Origin of the sequence: Pseudomonas sp. PA-7-1E (assembly GCF_021605325.1) — a bacterium.
GTDB classification, from domain to species: Bacteria; Pseudomonadota; Gammaproteobacteria; order Pseudomonadales; family Pseudomonadaceae; genus Aquipseudomonas; species Aquipseudomonas fluorescens_BV.
In genome coordinates this window covers 17,348-35,596 of sequence record NZ_WKFA01000007.1, presented here as the reverse complement: position 1 = coordinate 35,596, position 18,249 = coordinate 17,348, and the positions used below count along the sequence as shown (strand labels likewise).

18 protein-coding genes are annotated in these 18,249 nt (G+C 60.9%); 13 read left to right on the top strand and 5 right to left on the bottom strand.

All coding sequences use genetic code 11. From position 1 onward, the window contains the following. The first annotated feature begins 1 nt into the window (after window position 1). From bioF to GIW79_RS06705, 9 genes are all read left to right on the top strand, one after another. Window positions 2-1,183: an 8-amino-7-oxononanoate synthase gene (bioF, locus tag GIW79_RS06745; RefSeq protein ID WP_105228764.1), complete on the top strand. Its 1,182-nt coding sequence runs from the start codon at window positions 2-4 to the stop codon at window positions 1,181-1,183. Beyond that, window positions 1,176-1,907: an alpha/beta fold hydrolase gene (locus GIW79_RS06740; protein ID WP_054896778.1), complete on the top strand. Its 732-nt coding sequence runs from the start codon at window positions 1,176-1,178 to the stop codon at window positions 1,905-1,907. The genes bioF and GIW79_RS06740 overlap by 8 nt, the downstream gene beginning before the upstream one ends. After that, window positions 1,900-2,712, top strand: a complete 813-nt coding sequence (gene bioC, locus GIW79_RS06735) for a malonyl-ACP O-methyltransferase BioC (RefSeq protein WP_198862354.1) — start codon at window positions 1,900-1,902, stop codon at window positions 2,710-2,712. Before GIW79_RS06740 ends, bioC begins: the two co-directional genes overlap by 8 nt. After that, complete coding sequence (gene bioD / locus GIW79_RS06730) at window positions 2,709-3,389, top strand: dethiobiotin synthase (RefSeq protein WP_034128848.1); 681 nt, start codon at window positions 2,709-2,711, stop codon at window positions 3,387-3,389. The genes bioC and bioD overlap by 4 nt, the downstream gene beginning before the upstream one ends. Window positions 3,390-3,495: 106 nt before the next feature. Then, window positions 3,496-3,777, top strand: a complete 282-nt coding sequence (locus tag GIW79_RS06725; protein WP_054896780.1) for a hypothetical protein — start codon at window positions 3,496-3,498, stop codon at window positions 3,775-3,777. Between the two features lie 337 nt (window positions 3,778-4,114). Then, on the top strand, window positions 4,115-5,920 hold the full coding sequence (locus GIW79_RS06720) for a phenylacyl-CoA dehydrogenase (protein WP_034128845.1): 1,806 nt from the start codon (window positions 4,115-4,117) through the stop codon (window positions 5,918-5,920). Window positions 5,921-6,237: 317 nt separating this feature from the next. Next, window positions 6,238-7,527: a GGDEF domain-containing protein gene (locus GIW79_RS06715; protein WP_054896781.1), complete on the top strand. Its 1,290-nt coding sequence runs from the start codon at window positions 6,238-6,240 to the stop codon at window positions 7,525-7,527. 90 nt (window positions 7,528-7,617) lie between these two features. After that, window positions 7,618-9,387 carry an acyl-CoA dehydrogenase C-terminal domain-containing protein gene (locus GIW79_RS06710; RefSeq protein WP_236452386.1) on the top strand — a complete coding sequence of 590 codons (1,770 nt, stop codon included), beginning with the start codon at window positions 7,618-7,620 and terminating at the stop codon, window positions 9,385-9,387. Window positions 9,388-9,620: 233 nt separating this feature from the next. Beyond that, window positions 9,621-11,399: an acyl-CoA dehydrogenase C-terminal domain-containing protein gene (locus GIW79_RS06705; protein WP_057976569.1), complete on the top strand. Its 1,779-nt coding sequence runs from the start codon at window positions 9,621-9,623 to the stop codon at window positions 11,397-11,399. Window positions 11,400-11,625: 226 nt separating this feature from the next. Here the strand turns inward: GIW79_RS06705 and GIW79_RS06700 are convergent, their stop codons facing one another. Then, on the bottom strand, window positions 11,626-12,525 hold the full coding sequence (locus GIW79_RS06700) for a LysR family transcriptional regulator (protein WP_054920708.1): 900 nt from the start codon (window positions 12,523-12,525) through the stop codon (window positions 11,626-11,628). 209 nt (window positions 12,526-12,734) lie between these two features. On the opposite strand from GIW79_RS06700, the gene GIW79_RS06695 reads away from it, so the two are divergent. From GIW79_RS06695 to GIW79_RS06680, 4 genes are all read left to right on the top strand, one after another. Then, a complete protein-coding gene (locus tag GIW79_RS06695; protein ID WP_236452382.1) occupies window positions 12,735-13,997 on the top strand; it encodes an aspartate aminotransferase family protein in 1,263 nt (420 codons plus the stop codon). A gap of 225 nt (window positions 13,998-14,222) precedes the next feature. Beyond that, complete coding sequence (locus GIW79_RS06690) at window positions 14,223-14,588, top strand: type II toxin-antitoxin system RelE/ParE family toxin (protein ID WP_014720198.1); 366 nt, start codon at window positions 14,223-14,225, stop codon at window positions 14,586-14,588. After that, the gene (locus GIW79_RS06685) at window positions 14,572-14,889 is read left to right on the top strand and encodes a helix-turn-helix domain-containing protein (RefSeq protein ID WP_014720197.1); all 318 of its coding nucleotides are present in this window, start codon (window positions 14,572-14,574) and stop codon (window positions 14,887-14,889) included. The genes GIW79_RS06690 and GIW79_RS06685 overlap by 17 nt, the downstream gene beginning before the upstream one ends. A gap of 93 nt (window positions 14,890-14,982) precedes the next feature. Further along, on the top strand, window positions 14,983-15,141 hold the full coding sequence (locus GIW79_RS06680) for a YqaE/Pmp3 family membrane protein (protein WP_003194776.1): 159 nt from the start codon (window positions 14,983-14,985) through the stop codon (window positions 15,139-15,141). Window positions 15,142-15,146: 5 nt separating this feature from the next. On the opposite strand, the gene pqqE is transcribed toward GIW79_RS06680, so the two are convergent. Genes pqqE through pqqB form a run of 4 tightly spaced genes read right to left on the bottom strand, consistent with a single transcriptional unit; the run spans window position 15,147 to window position 18,217 of the window. Beyond that, window positions 15,147-16,277, bottom strand: coding sequence for a pyrroloquinoline quinone biosynthesis protein PqqE (pqqE, locus tag GIW79_RS06675; RefSeq protein WP_052200001.1), 1,131 nt, complete (start codon window positions 16,275-16,277; stop codon window positions 15,147-15,149). Continuing rightward, a complete protein-coding gene (gene pqqD, locus GIW79_RS06670) occupies window positions 16,270-16,545 on the bottom strand; it encodes a pyrroloquinoline quinone biosynthesis peptide chaperone PqqD (protein ID WP_034128838.1) in 276 nt (91 codons plus the stop codon). Before pqqD ends, pqqE begins: the two co-directional genes overlap by 8 nt. Beyond that, window positions 16,542-17,294 carry a pyrroloquinoline-quinone synthase PqqC gene (pqqC, locus tag GIW79_RS06665; protein WP_003194770.1) on the bottom strand — a complete coding sequence of 251 codons (753 nt, stop codon included), beginning with the start codon at window positions 17,292-17,294 and terminating at the stop codon, window positions 16,542-16,544. The genes pqqD and pqqC overlap by 4 nt, the downstream gene beginning before the upstream one ends. 11 nt (window positions 17,295-17,305) lie before the next feature. Further along, on the bottom strand, window positions 17,306-18,217 hold the full coding sequence (pqqB, locus tag GIW79_RS06660; RefSeq protein ID WP_034128837.1) for a pyrroloquinoline quinone biosynthesis protein PqqB: 912 nt from the start codon (window positions 18,215-18,217) through the stop codon (window positions 17,306-17,308). Window positions 18,218-18,249: the final 32 nt, after the last annotated feature.

Here is an 18,249-nt window from a genome sequence, read left to right as displayed (position 1 = left end):
CATGTCTTTCGATCTCGCCGCGCGCCTCGCTGCCCGCCGTGCCGACCATCTTTACCGCCAGCGCCCCTTGCTGCAGAGCCCCCAAGGCCCGCACGTGGTGGTGGACGGGCAACCGTTGTTGGCCTTCTGCAATAACGATTACCTCGGCCTGGCCAATCACCCGCAAGTGATCGAAGCCTGGCGCGCCGGTGCGTCCCGCTGGGGCGTGGGCGGTGGCGCTTCGCACTTGGTGGTGGGCCACGCCACACCGCACCATGAGCTGGAAGAAGCCCTGGCTGACTTGACCGGTCGCCCGCGTGCCTTGCTGTTCACCACTGGCTACATGGCCAACCTCGGCGCGGTCACGGCGCTGGTGGGGCAGGGCGATACGGTACTGGAAGACCGGCTTAACCACGCGTCCTTGCTGGATGCCGGTTTGCTGTCCGGTGCGCGTTTCAACCGCTATCTGCATAACGACGCGGGCAGCCTGGCCAAGCGCCTGGAGAAAGCCACCGGCAATACCTTGGTGGTCACCGACGGTGTGTTCAGCATGGATGGCGACCTCGCCGACCTGCCCGCGCTGGCCCGTGAAACCAAGGCCAAAGGTGCCTGGCTGATGGTGGATGACGCCCATGGCTTCGGCCCGCTGGGCGCCAACGGCGGCGGCATCGTCGAGCATTTCGGCTTGAGCCAGGAGGACGTGCCCGTGCTGGTTGGCACCTTGGGCAAAGCGTTCGGCACCGCCGGGGCCTTCGTGGCCGGCAGTGAGGACTTGATCGAGAGCCTGATCCAATTCGCACGTCCGTATATCTACACCACCAGCCAACCACCGGCACTGGCCTGCGCCACCCTCAAAAGCCTGGAACTGCTGCGCAGCGAACATTGGCGACGCGAGCACCTCAACGCGTTGATCCGCCAGTTCCGTCGCGGCGCCGAGCAGATAGGCCTGGCGTTGATGGACAGCTTTACGCCGATCCAACCGATCCTGATTGGCGACAGCGCCCGGGCACTGCGCCTCTCGCAGATGCTGCGCGAGCGCGGCCTGATGGTGACTGCCATTCGCCCACCGACCGTGCCCGCCGGCAGTGCCCGTCTACGGGTGACATTGACGGCGGCCCACAGCGAAGCGCAGGTGCAGCTATTGTTAGACGGGTTGCAAGCGTGTTTTCGCTTGTTAGACGCCTCGGAGCCCGGCTATGCGTAATCGACTGATCCTGCTACCGGGCTGGGGCCTGGGTGTGTCACCGCTGGAACCGTTGGCCGCTGCGCTGCACGGCCTGAACGAGCATTTACAGGTACAGATCGAACCCTTGCCGGCGCTGCAGGCCAGCGAACTCGGTGAATGGCTCGATGAGCTCGATGCGACGCTGCCGGACAATGCCTGGCTCGGGGGCTGGTCGCTGGGCGGCATGCTCGCGTCCGAGTTGGCGGCACGCCGTGGCGAGCGGTGCTGTGGCTTGCTGACCCTGGCGAGCAACCCGTGTTTCGTCGCCCATGACGGTTGGCCCCATGGGATGCCTACGGAAACCTTCGACGCATTTCTGGCCGGCTGCCATGCCGATTCCCAGGTCACGCTCAAGCGCTTTGGGCTGTTGTGTGCCAAGGGTGCCGAAGACCCGCGTGGCTTGTCGCGGTTGTTGGTCAGCGGTGCGCCGAATACCTCTCCCAGCGTCTTGATGCCCGGCCTGGAGCTGTTGGCCCAACTGGATACGCGGGCGGCCTTGCAGGCCTTTCGTGGGCCGCAGTTGCACCTGTTTGCCGGCCTGGATGGGCTGGTGCCTGCTGAAGCCGCCAGTGACCTGCTGGCCTTGCTCCCCGATGTAGAAATCGGCCTGATTGAACAGGCCGGTCACGCGTTTCTTCTGGAAGACCCTCACGGAGTTGCCGGGGCCATCCAGGCTTTTTTGCATGAGTGTGTTGATGACTGACCTATCCCACCCGCCCTTGCCAGGGGGCTTGCCGGACAAGCGCCAGGTTGCGGCCTCGTTCTCCCGTGCGGCGGCCAGTTACGACAGTGTGGCCGAGTTGCAGCGTGCGGTCGGGCATGAACTGCTCAGCCGTTTGCCGCACGGCCTGGCGCCACGGCGTTGGCTGGACATGGGCTGCGGCACGGGCTACTTCAGTCGCGTACTGGGCGAGCGTTTGCCCGGTAGCCAAGGTGTGGCGCTGGACATTGCCGAGGGCATGCTCAACCACGCGCGTCCGCTGGGCGGCGCCGCGCACTTTATAGCCGGTGATGCAGAACGCTTGCCGCTTATAGCTGACAGCGTTGAGCTGCTCTTCTCCAGCCTCGCGGTACAGTGGTGTGCCCATTTTGATGCGGTGCTCAGCGAAGCCCGGCGTGTGCTGCGACCAGGTGGCGTGCTGGCCTTTGCCAGCCTGTGCGTAGGCACCCTGGATGAGCTTCGAGAGAGTTGGCGGGCGGCGGATGGCCTGGTCCACGTCAATCGCTTCCGCACCTTCGAGGTTTATCAGCAACGGTGTGCGGCCAGTGGCTTGCGCGTGATCAGCCTGGAGCGACAGCCCCACGTATTGCATTACCCCGATGTGCGCAGCCTGACCCATGAACTCAAGGCATTGGGCGCCCACAACCTCAACCCAGGCCGCCCGGGCGGGTTGACGGGCCGTGCGCGGATTGTCGCGCTGGTAGAGGCCTACGAGCAGTTCCGCCAGGCCCAGGGCCTGCCCGCCACGTACCAAGTGGTGTATGCCGTACTGGAGAAACCGTTATGAGCGCCGCTTACTTCATCACCGGTACAGACACCGATGTTGGCAAGACCACCATCGCCGCCGGCCTGTTGCATGCGGCCAGGCTTTCCGGCAAAAGCACGGCCGCCGGAAAGCCGGTGGCGTCGGGCTGCCAACTGACGGCCCAGGGGCTGCGCAATGCCGATGCGTTGGCGTTGCTGGCCGAGTGTTCAGTACCGCTCAGTTATGCCGAGGTCAACCCGGTGGCCTTCGAGCCAGCTATCGCGCCGCATCTGGCAGCGCGCGAGGCGGGCGTCGGGCTCACGGTGCAATCGCTGCTCAAGCCGATGCAGCAGATCCTGGCACGGGGTGCGGACTTCACCTTGATCGAAGGGGCAGGCGGTTGGCGCGTGCCCTTGGCCGACCAGGCCAACCTGTCGGACCTGGCCATGGCGCTCAAACTGCCGGTGATCCTGGTGGTAGGCGTGCGCCTTGGGTGCATCAGCCACGCGTTGCTCACCGCCGAAGCCATCGCACGGGATGGCTTGCCGCTGGCGGGCTGGGTGGCAAATATCATCGACCCCAAGACCTCTCGTCTGGAAGAAAACCTCGCCACCCTGGCTGAGCGCCTGCCCGCGCCTTGCCTGGGGCGAGTGCCGAAACTCAAGCACGCCGGGGCTGGCGCGGTTGCCGAGTACTTGGAACTGGACCTGCTTGACTGATTTTGGCTATCGCTAAGGCAATATGCCATTAGTGTTTTTGACGAGCCTTTTGCCAAGATGTCTGGTTCAATCGGGCTTCACGATTCTCTAAAGGCAGGCTTACGCCATGGAAATCTCTGGAAGCAGCGCGTTTTATTCGGGCCTGAGCAGCATTCAGACCGGGCAGAACCGTGTCGACCAGGCGGCCGGCAAGATTGCCAGCGCCGCGACCACCCAGCCATCGGCCGCGCAAAGCGACCGTCTGCAAGCCAATGACCGCGCCCAAGCGTCCAATTCGGCGAGCAACATGGTGGAAATGGCCCAGGGCAAGTTTCAAATCGAGCTGGGGGCGAAAGTCGCCAAGGCTTCGGACGAAATGCTCGGTACGTTGATCGATACCTACGCTTAACTTCTCTATCGCACGCCCGCTTCTCTCTGTGGGAGCTGGCTTGCCTGCGATAGCATCCACGGCTATCACCTGATACACCCTGGCGGCTACATCGCAGGCAAGCCAGCTCCCACAGTCGTTCTGCGACATTCTGCTCTGTACTTTTACCTTCCTTGAATCATGAGGCATCCCCCGCCGCAGGCCTCGCCGTGCCTGGCTGACCCGCGTCAAGACAAACGGCATCTGGCCGACGCTTGACAACCCTGGGTCGTAAACGTATGTTTCAAACACCTGTTTGACCGCCATAAAAAATCCATGCGGTTGTTCATCCCAGTTACATCAGCAGAGGTTTATCGCTATGCCTGACTACAAGGCCCCCTTGCGTGATATTCGCTTCGTTCGTGACGAACTGCTCGGTTATGAAGCGCACTATCAGAGCCTGCCGGCTTGCCAGGACGCTACCCCGGACATGGTCGACGCCATCCTCGAAGAAGGCGCCAAGTTCTGTGAGCAAGTACTGGCACCGTTGAACCGCGTGGGCGACATCGAAGGGTGTACCTGGAGTGAGTCAGGCGTTAAAACCCCTGCGGGCTTCAAAGAAGCCTACAAACAATTCGTCGAAGGCGGCTGGCCAAGTCTGGCCCACGACGTGGAGCACGGTGGCCAAGGCCTGCCGGAATCCCTGGGCCTGGCCGTGAGCGAAATGGTCGGCGAAGCCAACTGGTCATGGGGCATGTACCCAGGCCTGTCCCATGGCGCGATGAACACTATTTCCGAACACGGCACCCCCGAGCAGCAAGAGGCTTACCTGACCAAACTGGTGTCGGGCGAATGGACCGGCACCATGTGCCTGACCGAGCCACACTGCGGCACCGACCTGGGCATGCTGCGCACCAAGGCCGAGCCTCAGGCTGACGGTTCCTACAAAGTCTCCGGTACCAAGATCTTCATCTCGGCCGGCGAACACGACATGGCCGACAACATCGTCCACATCGTACTGGCCCGCCTGCCGGATGCACCGGCTGGCACCAAAGGCATCTCGCTGTTTATCGTGCCCAAGTTCCTGCCCAACGCCGATGGCTCTGTGGGCGAGCGCAACGCGGTCACCTGTGGTTCCCTGGAACACAAGATGGGCATCCACGGCAACGCCACCTGCGTGATGAACTTCGACGCGGCCACCGGTTTCCTGATCGGCCCGGCGAACAAAGGCCTGAACTGCATGTTCACCTTTATGAACACCGCTCGCCTGGGCACCGCGCTGCAAGGCCTGGCTCACGCCGAGATCGGCTTCCAGGGCGGCTTGAAATATGCGCGTGATCGCCTGCAAATGCGCTCCCTGACCGGCCCGAAAGCGCCAGATAAAGCTGCTGACCCGATCATCGTGCACCCTGACGTACGCCGCATGCTGCTGACCATGAAAGCCTTCGCCGAAGGTAACCGTGCGATGGTGTACTTCACTGCCAAGCAAGTGGACATCGTCAAGTACGGTACCGACGACGAAGCCAAGAAACAGGCAGATGCCCTGCTGGCCTTCATGACCCCGATCGCCAAGGCATTCATGACCGAAGTCGGTTTTGAATCGGCCAACCACGGCGTGCAGATCTACGGTGGCCACGGCTTTATCGCTGAGTGGGGCATGGAGCAGAACGTGCGCGACAGCCGCATTTCTATGCTGTACGAAGGCACCACCGGCATCCAGGCGCTGGACCTGCTCGGCCGTAAAGTGCTGATGACCCAAGGCGAAGCGCTCAAGGGCTTCACCAAGATCGTGCACAAGTTCTGCCAGGCCAACGAAGGTAACGACGCGGTTAAAGAATTCGTTGCACCGCTGGCGGCACTGAACAAAGAGTGGGGCGAGTTGACCATGAAGGTCGGCATGGCCGCGATGAAAGACCGTGAAGAAGTCGGTGCTGCCTCGGTGGACTACCTGATGTACTCCGGCTACGCCTGCCTGGCTTACTTCTGGGCCGACATGGCACGCCTGGCCGCCGAGAAACTGGCCGCCGGCACCAGCGAAGAGGCGTTCTACACCGCCAAGTTGCAGACTGCGCGCTTCTACTTCCAGCGCATCCTGCCGCGTACCCGCACCCACGTGGCAACCATGCTGTCGGGCGCCAACAATCTGATGGACATGAAAGAAGAAGATTTCGGCCTGGCTTACTAAGCCTTACCGGATCCTTCTGAAAACCGCCGCCTCCTTCGGGATGCGGCGGTTTTTTTGCACTTGTGTAGGCGTGAGCTTGCTCGCGAAGGTCGTTAACGATAACGCGGGCGGTCTGGTTAAACGCGGTACCAGTGACATTTTCGCGAGCGAGCTCGCTCCTCCAGGGGGCGCGTCTAAAAAACCGCAGTAATGCGCTCAGGGATTGCGATGAGCTGCCGTTACAGTGATGGCAATGTGATACATGGCCGCTCGGTTGTGCTTAACTGATCGCTTAGAGGCACAGTGCCATTATTTGTTAGCGGGTCGGAGCTTTACCCTTGTCACGCGTGTCCGCTGTACGTTTCAGCCATTTTCTCCCTTCGCTGCTGCTGTTGCTGGCCGGGCTCTCGGCTGCGTACGTCAAGGACCTCAGCGTCTTCTTCACCTCGCTGTTCAACGTGCTGCCCACCCTGGTCCTGTTGCTCGGCGGCGCCTACTGCGCGGTGTATCGACGCCAGCGTGAACTGTTCCTGATGGTCACGGTTTACGTCACCTATTTCCTGCTGGATACCCAGACCGACTTCTACCGCGACAATGGTCGCGTGCGTGAAGACGCTGCGGTGGTGTTCCACCTGTGCTGCCTGCTGTTGCCCTTGCTGTTCAGCATTTATGCGCTGTGGCAGGAAAAGACCCATCTGTTCCGCGACTTCGTCGCCCGCTGTGCGGTGCTGCTGGCGGTGGGCAGTGTGGCGCTGGCCCTGGAGCAGAGTTTTCCCCAGGCCTTGCTGGGCTGGTTGGCGGAGATCCGTTGGCCGATGCTGCATGGCGCCTGGATGAGCCTGATCCAACTTTCCTATCCGATGTTCCTGATCGGCTTTCTCACCCTGGCCGCCCAATACTGGTACCAGCCGCGCCCGCTGCACGCCGCACAACTGGTGGGGTTGCTGGGCATGTTCTGGATGTTGCCGCAAACCTTCATCCTGCCGTTCACCCTCAACATCATGTGCAGCCAGGTGATGCTGATGATCGCTGCGGGGGTGGCGCACGAGGCGTATCAAATGGCGTTTCGTGATGAGCTCACTGGTTTGCCGGGGCGCCGTGCCCTCAACGAGCGCATGCAGCGGTTGGGGCGCAACTATGTATTGGCGATGAGCGACGTCGATCACTTCAAGCGTTTCAATGACACCCACGGCCACGATGTGGGCGACCAGGTGCTGCGCCTGGTGGCGAGCAAGCTGTCCAAGGTCAATGGCGGCGGGCGGGCCTATCGTTACGGCGGTGAAGAGTTTGCCGTGGTGTTTGCCGGCAAGACCCTGGATGAGTGCATGCCGCACCTGGAGGAGATCCGCGAGATCATCGCCAGCTACGACATCAAGTTGCGCAACCCGGACCGCCCCCAGGACGATCATCAAGGCCGCCAGCGCCGTGCCGGCAGCGGCGCGTCCAGTGTGTCGGTGACGGTAAGCATCGGCGTGGCCGAGCGCCAGGCCGAACAACGCAGCCCCGACGAGGTGCTCAAATCCGCCGACCAGGCGCTTTACACCGCCAAGGGGGCGGGGCGTAATTGTGTGGTCGCAGCCGGGCAAACCCGCCGTGGCGCGGTGCGCATGGAGAGCGCTGCCGGTTGAGTAATGGCGCTGTATTCAGCAGCGCTACAGTGATTGTCCGCGGCCAGAGCCGGCAGTAGGTTAACCCTATCTGCTGCCGGAGACATTGCCATGCCTGAGTACAAAGCTCCCTTGCGCGACATGCGCTTTCTGATCGACACCGTATTCGATTTCCACGGCCACTACGCGGCCCTGGGCGCCACGGATGCCAGCCCGGACATGGTCAGTGCGATCCTCGAAGAAGGCGCCAGGTTCTGCGAAAACGTACTCGCGCCGCTCAATCGCAGCGGCGATGAAGAGGGCTGCCATTTCGATAATGGCGTGGTGACCACTCCCAAAGGCTTCAAGCAAGCCTTTGCCCAGTATGTGGAAGGCGGCTGGCACGGCGTGGCGGCAGACCCGGCCTACGGTGGCCAGGGCCTGCCCCATTCCCTCGGCCTGGTGTTGAGCGAGATGATCGGCTCCAGCAACACCTCCTGGGGCATGTACCCGGGCCTGACCCACGGTGCGATGTCGGCCATCCACGCCCACGGCACCGACGAACAGAAAGCCACTTACCTGAGCAAGCTCACCGCTGGCGAATGGACCGGCACCATGTGCCTGACCGAAGCCCACTGCGGCACCGACCTGGGCTTGATCAAGACCCGCGCCGTGCCGCAGGCGGACGGCAGTTACGCGGTCACCGGCAGCAAGATCTTCATCTCGGCCGGCGAGCACGACATGAGCGCCAATATCATCCACCTGGTGCTGGCCAAGCTGCCGGACGCGCCGGCGGGTACCAAGGGCATCTCGTTGTTTATCGTGCCCAAGTTCCATGCCGACTCCGGCGAGCGCAATGCGGTGCACTGCGGCTCCATCGAACACAAGATGGGCATCAAGGCCTCGGCCACCTGCGTGTTGAACTTCGATGGTGCCAAGGGCTTCTTGATCGGCGAGGCGAACAAGGGCCTGAACTGCATGTTCACCATGATGAACCACGCCCGCCTGGGCACGGGAATGCAGGGCCTGTGCAACGGTGAAGCGAGCTTCCAGGGCGCGATCAAGTACGCCAACGACCGCTTGCAGATGCGCTCGCTCACCGGCGCCAAGGCCCCGGAGAAAGCCGCTGACCCGATCATCGTGCACGCCGATGTACGCCGCATGCTGCTGACCATGAAGGCTTTCAACGAGGGCAACCGCGCGTTGACCTATTTCACCGCGCAACTGCTCGATACCGCGCACCTTGGCAGCGACGCTGGCCAACGCCAGGAAGCCGAGGACCTGTTGGCCTTCCTCACGCCGATCTGTAAAGCCTTCATGACCGAAACCGGCCTGGAGGTGACCAACCACGGCATGCAGGTATTCGGTGGTCATGGCTATATTCGCGAGTGGGGCATGGAGCAACTGGCCCGTGACGCACGGATTGCGCCGATCTATGAAGGCACCAACGGCATCCAGGCCCTGGACCTGCTCGGGCGCAAGGTGCTGGGCAGCCAGGGCAAGTTGCTGCGTGGGTTTACCAAAATTGTGCATAAGTTCTGCGCGGCCAATGCCGAGCATGCGCAACTCAAGGCCCATGTGGCGCAACTCAATGAACTGAACCAGCAATGGGGCGAACTGACCTTGAAGGTCGGCACGGCGGCGATGAAAAACCCTGATGAAGTGGGCGCGGCGGCCATGGATTACCTGATGTACAGCGGTTACATCATCCTCGCCTACCTGTGGTTGCGTATGGCGATCGCGGCGCACGGCCAGGACGACCAAGGGTTTGCCCAGGCGAAGCTTGCGACCTGCGACTTTTATTTCAAGCGCTTGTTGCCGCGTACGGCCATGCACCGTGCTGCGGTAGAGGCAGGGAGCGAATGCCTGATGAGTCTCCCAGCTGACGCTTTCTCCCTGTAGGAGCGAGCTTGCTCGCGAAGAACGTCAACGATAACGCGTGCTTGCTGAATGAACGCGGCGCCTGTGAGTTTTTCGCGAGCAAGCTCGCTCCTACAAGAAAGCTTCCTTGTGTGACTGGTAAATACTTAACGGTCACGAACGGACCCTATGTGTCTGAAAAGTTGTTCGGGTACACTCGGCGTTTGTAAAACCGATCCTATCGAATCACTTTTCACGTTCTCACGAGGTTTGCCATGGCTGATTACAAAGCGCCGTTGCGTGATATGCGCTTCGTCCTCAACGAAGTGTTTGAGGTCGCTAATACTTGGGCCCAGTTACCGGCATTGGCAGACAGCGTTGACGCCGAAACCGTCGAAGCGATCCTGGAAGAGGCCGGCAAGGTCACCGCCAAATCCATTGCCCCGCTCAGCCGCGGCGGCGATGAGCAAGGCTGCCACTGGGCGGACGGCGCCGTGACGACTCCCGACGGTTTCCCCCAGGCCTACAGCACCTACGCCGAAGGCGGCTGGGTAGGCGTGGGCGGCGACCCGACCTACGGCGGCATGGGCATGCCCAAGGCGGTGTCGGCGCAGGTTGAAGAGATGATCAACTCGTCGAGCCTGGCTTTCGGCCTGTACCCGATGTTGACCTCCGGTGCCTGTGTATCGATCAACACCCATGCCAGTGAAGAGCTCAAGGCCACCTACCTGCCGAAGATGTATTCGGGTGAGTGGGCCGGTTCCATGTGCCTGACGGAAGCCCATGCCGGTACCGACCTGGGGATGATCCGCACCAAGGCCGAGCCTCAGGCGGACGGCTCCTACAAGGTCAGCGGCACCAAGATCTTCATTACCGGTGGCGAGCACGACCTCACCGAAAACATCATCCACCTGGTGCTGGCCAAACTGCCGGACGCACCGGCCGGGCCCAAGGGCATCTCGCTGTTTCTGGTGCCGAAGTTCCTGGTAAATGCCGATGGCAGCCTGGGCGCGCGTAACCCGGTGAACTGCGGCTCCATTGAACACAAGATGGGCATCCAGGCCTCCGCCACCTGTGTGATGAACTTCGACGAAGCCGTGGGTTACCTGGTCGGTGAGCCCAACCGTGGCTTGGCTGCGATGTTCACCATGATGAACTATGAGCGCCTGGGCGTCGGTATCCAGGGCTTGGCTTCTGGCGAGCGGTCCTATCAGAACGCGATTGAATATGCCCGCGACCGTCTGCAGAGCCGTTCCCCGCTAGGCGCACAGGCCAAGGACAAGCCGGCAGACCCGATCATCGTGCATCCGGATGTCCGTCGCATGTTGCTGACCATGAAGGCGGCGAACGAAGGCGGCCGGGCGTTTTCCACCTACGTGGCGACGCAGTTGGACATCGCCAAGTTCAGCGACGATGCGCAGGCGCGCGAGCGTGCCGATAACCTGGTGGCGTTGTTGACGCCAGTTGCCAAGGCGTTCCTCACTGACCTGGGCCTGGAAACCACCGTACTCGGCCAGCAGGTGTTTGGTGGCCACGGTTACATCCGCGAGTGGGGCCAGGAGCAATTGGTGCGTGACGTGCGCATCACCCAGATCTACGAAGGTACCAACGGCATTCAGGCCCTGGATCTGATGGGGCGCAAGATCGTCGGCAGCGGCGGTGCGTTCTATACCTTGTTCGCCGATGAGATCCGCCAGTTCATCGCCGCATCGGGCCCTGAGTTGGCCGAGTTCACCAAGCCCCTGGGTGTGGCAGTAGGTAACCTGGATGAGCTGACGGCCTGGGTGCTGGACCGCGCCAAGAGCAATCCTAATGAAATCGGCGCAGCCTCGGTGGAATACCTGCATGCCTTCGGCTACATGGCCTATGCCTATATGTGGGCGCGCATGGCCAAGGCGGCGTTGGGCAAGGAAGGCGAAGAGGATTTCTACGCCAGCAAACTGGGAACTGCGCGTTTCTACTTTGCCCGTCTGTTGCCGCGTATCCACTCGTTGAGTGCGTCGGTAAAAGCCGGTAGCGAATCACTGTTCCTGATGGATGAAGCCCTGTTTTAAGGGGGAGGAGGGCGTGTAAGCATTCTCTTACATGACGTGCTGCTAATCGTCCTCTATCGCCATATTGGATCCACGGCTAATCTACTTCACATGGACGTCGCGCAGGAAGCGCAAAGCAACAACACGGACACGTAGGATTCTGCCAGGACGGCGGAGTGAAATGGATGTCAGGGAAACAGTCTGCAAAGCCCCGCTTCGGCGGGGTTTTCTTTTGCCCGCGAAAAAGTCAGGCGGTTGCCGGCGGGGCATTCATCACGTCTTCCAGCAGGGTGCGCAGCAACGCCACCGTCGCCTGCTGGCGTTGCACATCGCGGCATACCAACCCTACTTTCAGCGGGACCCTGGGCTCGCTCAAGGGTTTCCACAGCAGTGCCTTGCTGTTGTGTTCGTCCTGGGAGCGCCCAGGCAGCACCGTCGCCAAGCGAGTGTGAGGCAGGCTGTCGAGAATGCCCACCATGGTATTGAGCTCCGCCTGCACTTGCGGGCGCCGCCCGAGGTTGGACAGTTGGCCTTGCCAGATCTGCCGAACCTGAAACTCTTCCCCCAGCAGCAACATCGGTAATTCGGCGGCTTGTTTGAGCGAGACTTTCTTGAACTCGCGCAACGGATGATTTTCGGGTATCACCACCTTCAGCTCGTCTTCATACAGCAACACGCCGTGCAGGCCCGGCTGACGGGGGGGCAGGTAGCTGATGCCAATATCGAGTGAGCCATTGAGCAACCGCCGCTCAATCTCAAGTCCGGTCAATTCGTAGATCTGCACCACCAGATGGGGTTGGGCCTTGCGCACGCGCTCAAGCATCTGCGGCACCAGGCTGGTGTGCACGGTTTGCAGCACGCCGATGGCCAGGGTGCGCATGGCCTGGCCCTTGAAGTTGCGCAGTGCCTCGACGGCTTGCTGCATACCATCAATGAGCGGTAATGCGTGGTTGTATAAGGTGTGGGCCGCCAGGGTCGGCAACAGGCGCTTGCTGCTGCGTTCGAACAGGCTGACGTCGAGGTTCTGTTCCAGTTGGCGAACCTGTTGCGACAGCGCTGGCTGGGAGATCGACAGACGCTCCGCGGCGCGGCCTACGTGGCCTTCCTCATACACCGCGACGAAATAACGCAGTTGCTTGAAATCCATAAGGTTTGCTTATCGAAAAAGCTGGAAAATCGAAATGGCCGCTGGCCCCCGAGGCGCCTAGTCTAGCGCCTATTCGCAGGGCTTACAGGGCCGGATCGGACAATGAACAGCGTTTTTGTTGATAGCGTTTACATAGGCAAGGCAAAAAATCTGAAGGCCTCATTGGCAGGTGGCATCGACCAAGGTCAGGTTGCCAGCGGGGGTGAAGTGTGAACTTGTTCCGTCGCTGCGCGCCGAGTCTGGATGACCTGGTTGTGCATGCCCCGCGTGCAGATGTTTCCAGCCAGTGCCTGATGCCCACTGTGGCGCGCCCGCCCCAGGTGTTTGTGCAGGGGCAGGGTTCCTGGCTGTCGGACGCTGACGACCGCGCTTATCTGGATTTCAGTCAAGGCGGCGGCGCCAACAGCCTGGGTCACAGTCCTCAGGCCGTACGCGACGCCATTGCCGAACAGATGCACACCGTGATCAACCCTGGCCTGGGTTTGCACAACCGCGCGCAACTGGATCTTGTCGATCGTCTGTGCCACCACACCTGCAGCGACCAGGCCTATTTGCTCAACAGCGGTGCCGAAGCCTGTGAAGCGGCCATCAAGTTGGCACGCAAGTGGGGCCAACTGCATCGCGGTGGCGCTTACCACATCATCACCGTAAACAATGGCTGTCATGGGCGGAGCCTGGGGGCGATGTCGGCGTCGGCTGTGGCCTGCGAAAACCGATTCGAACCGCAGTTGCCAGGTTTCAGCCAAGTGCCGTTTAACGATCTGCCGGCCCTGCATGCAGCGGTCGATGCGCAGACCGTCGCCATCATGCTGGAGCCGATACAAAGCGGCGGCGGTGTCCTCCCTGCGACAGAACATTACCTCAAGGGCGTCGAACGCCTGTGTCGTGAGCTGGGGATCCTGCTGATCTTCGACGAAGTGCAAACCGGTATCGGCCGCTGCGGCAGCTTGCTCGCCGAACAGCAATACGGCGTGCGCGCCGACATCATTGCCCTGGGCAAAGGCCTGGGCGGCGGTGTGCCCCTGGCGGCGCTGCTGGCGCGTGGCACTGCCTGTTGCTTCGAAACGGGCGAGCTGGACGGTACACATCATGGCAATGCACTGATGGCATCTGCGGGTATCGCAGTACTCGACGCTCTATTGGAGAACGGCTTTCTGGAGCACCTACGTGAATCTGGCTTGTACCTGGCAGAAGGCCTTGCCCGCCTGGCCTACCGTTACGGCCATGGCCCCTTGCGTGGCAACGGGCTGCTTTGGGGCCTGACACTGTCGGACGATTGCGCCGCAGCAGTGGTCAAGGCCGCGCTGCTCGAAGGCCTGATTCTCACCTCCTCACAACCTGACTGCCTGCGCTTTACCCCTGCGCTGAATATCAGCAAAACCCACATCGACGAAATGCTGCTGCGGCTTGCCCGCGCCTTTTCTCGGGTGCGCACCGCTCAAGTGCAATGCCGCAAGGGCATCGCCGTTTGACCCCAGTTTCCTGAACCGTCTCGCGGCATACGCGGCGCCTCCAGCCTGATTCTTTTGGCTGGGGGCGTTTTTTTGTCTGGGTAATTTCTGGTGTGAAAACGTTGATTGAGCCTCCCTGGGAACAGTGGTTTCTTAGCGGACGTCGGCAAGGACCGCCGATGGGGCACAGCGTGCTCGACTTTTAATCTATACCACTGGGTGGTATGTTTTTGTGAAAGGACCTCCATGAAGCTCAGGTTGTTTAAAACACGGCGATTTGCCGAGGCGGCCAACAAAGCCTGGATCTGCGATTCGGAGTTGAGGGAGGCGTTTGGCGAAATGCTGAGGGGGCAGGCAGATAATCTGGGCGGTGGTGTCTGGAAAAAACGCCTCAACCAAAATCGACATCGTTCAATCATATTGGCCAAGGGTAGGCACTATTGGGTTTATCAGTTGCTGTTCGCCAAGAAGGATCAAGGCAACATTACGCAGAGCGAACTTGTTTGGTTTCGATCACTGGCCAAAACTTATGAAAGGTTAAACGAAGCACAGATCCAGCAAATGCTGGATCTCAAGGAGTTTGTGGAGATACATCATGACCAAGAAGTATAAAAGCGAGGCGTTTGAGTCCATTCACCAGTCAGCCAAGGCACTTCATGCTGTCGGCGCCATCAGCAAAACCACTCTGCGAGAATATGATGAGGCGTGCTTATCCATGCCAGATCAAATCCCTGCCGAACAGATCAAGCAACTACGTGAAAGCAGCCATGTCAGCCAACCTGTGTTCGCCCGCTACCTGAACACCAGCGCGTCCACGGTCAAAAAATGGGAGTCGGGAGAGAAGCGGCCCAGTGGCATGGCGCTCAAGTTATTGAGTATCGTGCAAAAACATGGCCTGCAGATTCTGGCCTGAGATGGCCCAATGCCAGAATCCACTGAACCCTCACGAACCGCCAAGGTCGATTAGCTACACGGCTCACACGAGCCGATTTTCTGGAGCTGACCCATGGACATCATTCGTATCATCATCGCCATTCTGCTGCCGCCATTGGGTGTGTTCCTGCAAGTAGGTTTCGGCGGTGCATTCTGGCTGAATATCCTGCTGACCCTGTGCGGTTACTTCCCTGGCATCATCCACGCGGTGTACATCATCGCCAAGCGTTGAGGCCTTCAGCCTTTTGCAATGAGCCTTGAGTTGCGCTCATTGCGAAAAGCCAGTTGCTCGATGGTCTGGGTGGCATGTTCGGCCTCTTCCCGCGCTTGCAGGATGATGCCGTGCTGCTCGGATTTGCTGCATACAGGGTCGGCATTACTGGCGTCACCAGTGAGCATGAAGGCCTGGCAACGGCAGCCGCCGAAGTCCTTTTCTTTTTCGTCGCATGAACGGCATGGCTCAGGCATCCAGTCGTAGCCACGAAAGCGATTGAAGCCAAACGAGTCGTACCAGATGTGCTGCATGCTGTGGTCGCGCACATTGGGAAACTGCACGGGCATTTGCCTCGCGCCGTGACAGGGCAGTGCGGTGCCGTCGGGTGTGACTGTCAGGAAGATGCTGCCCCAGCCATTCATGCAGGCTTTGGGGCGCTCCTCGTAATAATCCGGTGTCACGAAGATCAGCTTGCAGGGGTGGCCTTCGGCTTCCAGTTTGGCGCGGTATTCATTGGTGATCCGTTCGGCGCGCACCAACTGCTCGCGTGTGGGCAGCAAACCCACGCGATTGAGTTGTGCCCAGCCGTAGAACTGGCAAGTGGCGAGCTCGACGAAATCTGCTTCCAGCGCAATGCACAGCTCGATGATGCGGTCGATCTTGTCGATATTGTGGCGATGGGTGACGAAGTTCAGCACCATCGGGTAGCCGTGGGCTTTCACCGCTCGGGCCATTTCCAGTTTTTGCGCGAAGGCTTTTTTGGAGCCGGCCAGCAGGTTGTTCACCTGTTCGTCACTGGCCTGGAAGCTGATCTGGATATGGTCCAGGCCGGCTTTCTTGAAGTCGCTGATTTTTTGTTCGGTGAGGCCGATGCCAGAGGTGATCAGGTTGGTGTAGAAACCCAGCTTGCGCGCCTCGCCGATCAGCTCGGCCAAGTCCTGGCGCACCAGCGGCTCACCGCCGGAAAAACCCAACTGCGCAGCACCCATTTCACGGGCTTCGCGAAATACCTTGATCCATTGTTCGGTGCTCAGCTCTTTGCCCTGCTCGGCGAAATCCAGCGGGTTGGAGCAATACGGGCACTGCAGCGGGCAGCGATAGGTCAGCTCGGCCAGCAGCCACAGAGGCAGGCCTATGGCTGGCTTTTCAGGCAAGGGTGATCCAGTGCTCAGCACGGGCGACCTCCATGAATTGCTCGATGTCGTCACTCAGCTCTGGCACACCGGGGAACTGCTTATCCAGCTCGGCAATGATTGCCGCAACGTCGCGCTCGCCGTCGATCAGGCCACCGATCAATGCGGCGCTATCGTTGAGCTTGATCATGCCTTCGGGGTAGAGCAATACGTGGCCTTTCTGAGCAGGCTCGTACTGGTAGCGATAGCCCTGGCGCCAGGTCGGTTTTTTGCTGCGATCAAAGCTCATAGGGTGATCCCTTTATGCCATACCCGCTGTTCGGTCACGCTGTGATACGGCGGGCGTTTGAGTTCGTAGGCCATGCTCATGGCGTCCAGCATGCTCCAGAGGATGTCCAGTTTGAACTGGAGAATTTCCAGCATGCGCTCCTGCCCCTCGCGGGTGGTGTAGTGCTGCAGGGTGATCGCCAAGCCGTGTTCCACATCGCGACGGGCTTGGCCCAGGCGTGTGCGGAAGTATTCGTAACCGGCCGGGTCGATCCACGGGTAATGCTGGGGCCAACTGTCGAGGCGCGACTGGTGGATTTGCGGCGCGAACAGCTCGGTCAGCGAGCTGCTGGCGGCTTCCTGCCAGCTGGCGCGGCGGGCGAAGTTGACATAGGCGTCCACGGCGAAGCGTACGCCGGGCAGCACCAACTCCTGGGAGCGCAGTTGATCGGGGTCCAGGCCCACGGCCTGGCCCAGGCGCAGCCAGGCTTCGATACCGCCGTCTTCACCGGGCGCGCCGTCATGGTCGAGCAGGCGCTGGATCCATTCGCGACGGATTTCACGGTCTGGGCAGTTGGCCAGGATCGCCGCGTCTTTCAGCGGGATATTCACTTGATAGTAGAAGCGATTGGCGACCCAGCCCTGGATCTGCTCACGGCTGGCGCGGCCTTCGTACATCGCCACATGGTAGGGGTGATGGATATGGTAGAAGGCGCCCTTGGCGCGCAGGGCGGCTTCGAACTCAGCCTTGCTCAACGGTGTGTCGGTCATTTCGATCGCTCCTACAATTCAATGCTCATGCCGTCGTAAGCCACTTCGACATTGCGCCGCACCAGCTCCGCTCGCTCGGGGGAGTCTTCATCGAGGATCGGGTTGGTGTTGTTGATGTGGATAAGCACTTTGCGCTGTTTGGGCAGTTGCTCGAGCACTTCAAGCATGCCGCCGGGGCCGTTCTGTGCCAGGTGGCCCATCTCACGCCCGGTGCGGGTGCCGACGCCACGGCGCTGCATTTCATCGTCGTCCCACATCGTGCCGTCCACCAGCAGGCAGTCACTGCCGGCCATGATGTCCAGCAGCGGTGCGTCGACCTTGCCCAGGCCCGGGGCGTAGAACAATTTGCCGCCGGTGCGCAGGTCTTCGACGATCAGGCCAATGTTGTCACCGGGGTGCGGGTCGAAACGGTGCGGCGAATAGGGCGGTGCGGCGCTGCGCAACGGCAGCGGGGTGAAGCGCAGGTTGGGGCAGGCCGGGATGGTGAAGCTGGCGTCCAACTCGATGCGGTTCCAGGCCAGGCCACCGTTCCAGTGGGTCAGCATGGTGAACAACGGGAAACCGGTGCTCAGGTCTTCGTGGACCATGTCGGTGCACCACACCTGGTGCGGGCAGCCTTCGCGCAGGCTCAGCAGGCCAGTGGTATGGTCGATCTGGCTGTCCATCAGGATGATTGCGCTGATGCCGGTATCGCGCAGGGCGCGGCCCGGTTGCATGGGCGCAAAGCCCTGGAGTTGTGCGCGGATATCCGGCGAGGCATTGCAGAGCACCCAATTCACGCCATTGTCGGAGATCGCGATGGATGACTGGGTACGCGCCTGGGCCCGCAGGCTGCCATCGCGAAAACCTGCGCAGTTCACGCAGTTGCAGTTCCACTGCGGGAAGCCACCGCCGGCGGCGGAACCTAGAATCTGGACAAACATGATCGCTCCATCAAGCACAGCTCAAAACAAAA